The sequence below is a fragment of the Anaerotruncus sp. 1XD42-93 genome, assembly GCF_009917605.1.
Lineage (GTDB): Bacteria > Bacillota > Clostridia > Oscillospirales > Ruminococcaceae > Anaerotruncus.
Genome location: NZ_QZEG01000189.1, coordinates 1 through 958, shown reverse-complemented (window position 1 = coordinate 958; position 958 = coordinate 1). Strand labels below are relative to the sequence as shown.

2 protein-coding genes are annotated in these 958 nt (G+C 48.5%); one reads left to right on the top strand and one right to left on the bottom strand.

Annotated features, from left to right (window positions below; all coding sequences use genetic code 11):
* Window positions 1-662, bottom strand: a 662-nt coding sequence (locus D5269_RS17945; protein WP_120487656.1) for a tyrosine-type recombinase/integrase, incomplete at its 3' end; no start/stop codon positions are given.
* Between the two features lie 165 nt (window positions 663-827).
* Here D5269_RS17945 and D5269_RS17940 point away from each other — a divergent pair.
* A partial coding sequence (locus D5269_RS17940) for a sporulation transcriptional regulator SpoIIID (RefSeq protein WP_347707316.1) occupies window positions 828-958 on the top strand: 131 nt, incomplete at its 3' end.

Genomic DNA, 958 nt, shown 5'->3' with positions numbered 1-958 from the left:
GGTGCAACCCCCGCCTTTTCGCAGAGCGACTTCATCTCCGCCCAGATCTGGCGGCGGCTCATCCCTTTTCCGTTTCTGGTGAGGAATACCTCTCCGGAGACGATTTTTCTTTTCCCAGCGTATTTTTTCAGCTTCCGGCAGAGCTTCCCTGGAAGCAGGATGGTGCGAATCTTTCCTTTTAAAGCAATCTCCGTACGCCCTGCCCGGATTGCTTCCGCTGTGATATATTTTACCTCGCTCACCCGGATTCCTGTCGCACAAATCGTTTCCATAAGCAGTGCCAGACGTTCCCGCCCCAAGCTATGGGCAGTCTCCATCAGCCGGATATACTCCTGTTTGCTCAGCTGTTTCTCGGTGCTGCGAAACAATCTCCGCTGGATCTTGAGATACTTGATCCGGCAATCGTTCCGTCCCAGAAACGAGAGGAATTTGTTAAGTGCGGAGAGTTTCCCATTGATGGTCACCGGTTTACGCCCTACCCGGCGGAGGTGTTGTTTCCATTCCGCGATACGTTCCCTGCTTATTTCCCGGTCTTTCAGCCATATGAAGAAATCCTTTACATCCCGTGAATATTTGTCAATGGTCGCCGTTTCCCGCTCCTCTTCCCGTAAATATCTCGAAAACTCCCTGATTTGCTCCACTGTCGATGTACGATATTCCATCCTCCAAACCTCCAATTTGAGTTTTAATGGTTCTATCATATCATCTTTATCGTTCTGAGCAATCTTTCGTTTCGCTTATAGCCAAAATAGGAATCTGTTTTTCTGCCAAACAGGTTTATCTATTCAACGGAAAATGACATGATTACCTCTGTCTCCCGCATATAAATGGACTATCACCACCATGGGGAGGGAGCGTACTTGAAAGGACTGCCGGAGGAACGTGCTATCACGTTCGCCCACTACATCATTGATCACAATACTACGGTCCGTGCTACTGCAAAGGAATTTCACATAAG